The organism is Hydrogenophaga sp., assembly GCF_030656115.1.
Taxonomy (GTDB): Bacteria; Pseudomonadota; Gammaproteobacteria; order Burkholderiales; family Burkholderiaceae_C; genus Hydrogenophaga.
Genome location: NZ_JAUSOO010000093.1, coordinates 1 through 2,226, shown reverse-complemented (window position 1 = coordinate 2,226; position 2,226 = coordinate 1). Strand labels below are relative to the sequence as shown.

Genomic DNA, 2,226 nt, shown 5'->3' with positions numbered 1-2,226 from the left:
GGGTCGGTTGGCGTTCCACATCCATCTGTATGTTGTGTGTTGTGCCCCCAGAGAATTGGGTCAACAGGCTGTTGCCCCAATGGCACATCCGGGTTGCCAGGTTCGTGCGTGTCTTGCGCGGTGGTGTAGAACTGAAAAAGCGCAGGCCATACTTCAGGTTGGAAGCCGACAAGCCCTTGATGTGAGGGAGAGCGTTTAAAACAGCGTCAACTCACGGCTGGCAGCCAGAGCCATTCGCAGGCGCACCGAAACGATGCGCTGCTTGATAACGTTGAAGCCAGTCTTGGTATTCGGCCAGCGCATCAGATGGAAGTTTTTGGATGTTCGTCATGGCCTCTCCTGGCAGCCCACCATCAGGTGCTCAGCACACTGGATGGTAAGTTTCGCAGCGCACCCCTGCGGTGTTGAAGAATTTGTCCATGCGGGGCATGGTAGCGCAGCGGGACGGCTCAACCACCACGAAGATGCTGGCTCTGCCACGCAGCCAGTTGCAGTGGCCGAATGCCAAACCGCACGGCATTACCTGCATGCAGGGCCGCGAACTCAGCCAGTACCAATTGGACAAAATGACTGTGCTCCGCCTGTGCAACCGAGGCAGGCATGTTGTGCATGATGGTCTGCTCTGTGGCGGGCCCATCTTGCATGATGATGGCAACGATCACTTCAGCCAAAGCTTGCCGGTGGCGCAGCCGAAACATATCGGGCGGCACCAGGTTCTGCTTCACCGCCACGTACTGCTGGCACGACCTTTCGTAGGCCCACACAAACACATCGCGCAGCAGATCCACCCGGTTCAACTCATACACGCCCAGCATGGCATCCACATAGGCTTGCTGGGGCACGTCAATGAAAGACAGCGGGCACAAGTTGTGGCGAATAAACGGGATGTTGGCTGCCAGCCGGGATACCCGCTTGTTCACGTCTTCAAACGGTTGGAGGTAGGGCACATGCACCATCAGAAAGAAGGCCTGCTCGAACGGGTCTGCAATGTCTGAGGCCATTTGAACCACGATGCCAAACAACGCCTCCAGGCGCTGAGGCAGTACCACGGGGAGGTACACGCTGCCCCCGATTTCTACGGCACGGCGACGGATGCGCCCGACAGCCGTCGGGTCTGCCATCAAACCGTCCGACAAAAACGCATGCAGTGCAATGAGCGTGTCTGTGTCCACACGGGCATGGGCAGGATTGAGCACCAGGTACTCGATGGCCTGTTTGTGGTTCAGGATCATCTGCGTTTCAAAGGCCTCTTTGCCTTCGGCGACCTGCCCGTACTCAATCAGCCGCTCGGTGTCCAGGCGGCTGTAGGTATTGCCCTCCAAGTGGGACGAAGCCCAGGACAGGTCAATCAGCAGGCGGTTGAGCATGTCGCGGGCGAAGGTGCCCGCAGGGTGCCGATGGGCCGCAGACTGGCCCAGACCGTGCAATTGCTCGCGCAGGTTTGGCGGCAGATAGCAGGTGTGATTCGGATGGTATTGCTCCAGGAAATCAAGCTGGTAGGCCACAGGGGTGCGCAACTGCCGTGGCTGGGTGACGTAAGCGCGGACTTCTGCACCTTCGACAGAAGTGGGTACATAGACAGATGTTGGGGCTTGCGCCAGCGCCTCGGCACGCGCAGGCTGGTTGGTGCTGCGGCTTTGTGCAGGGTTGGCACGGTAGCGGGCACCCCGCCTGTCTCCCATCATCTTGATGCGCTCTTGTGCCACCAACAACGCCAACCGGCGCTGCAAGGTACGGCGCTGGTGGGTGCCACCCAGCTTTTGCGATATGGCATCCAGGCCCATTCCCTCAGGCTCGGCACCAATCAGGGCGGCCAGAAAATCCAGCTCTTGTTGCCGGGTGGCGACGGTGCGTGACATGCGCTTGGCTCCTTGTTCACAGGATGAAAATGCGACAAAAAAATGGCGCATTTTCATTTTATGCGACAGATAAGTGACACATATAGCCTGTGCGACACCACACAACCGCTGAATTCAGGCCATCAGGCCGGAGAGTTCGCGCCAGTCCACCCGCTGCATGGGGCTCATGCGTGTCGTGGATGGCGGGCTGGTTCGGGCCTGCGGTGTTGAAGAATTTGTCCATGCGGGGCATGGTAGCGCAGGGGATGGGTTCAACCGCCACGCGGACGCTGGCTCTGCCACGCTGCAGCTGTTCTCATTTTGAAAAGTTCGGGAGAGCCCCCACCCCAGCCCTCCCCCAGAGGGGGAGGGAGTCAGACATGGCGTG

The 2,226-nt window shown here is 59.2% G+C and carries 1 protein-coding gene; it reads right to left on the bottom strand.

Translation table 11 applies throughout. The annotated features are described in order from the left end of the window. Positions 1-449: 449 nt before the first annotated feature. Complete coding sequence (locus Q7J58_RS12370) at positions 450-1,859, bottom strand: Fic family protein (RefSeq protein WP_304828273.1); 1,410 nt, start codon at positions 1,857-1,859, stop codon at positions 450-452. Positions 1,860-2,226 lie beyond the last annotated feature (367 nt).

Coding starts and splice junctions, on each gene's coding strand:
- Q7J58_RS12370 (WP_304828273.1), bottom strand. CDS start 1,859: ATGTCACGCACCGTCGCCACCCGGCAACAAGAGCTGGATTTTCTGGCC.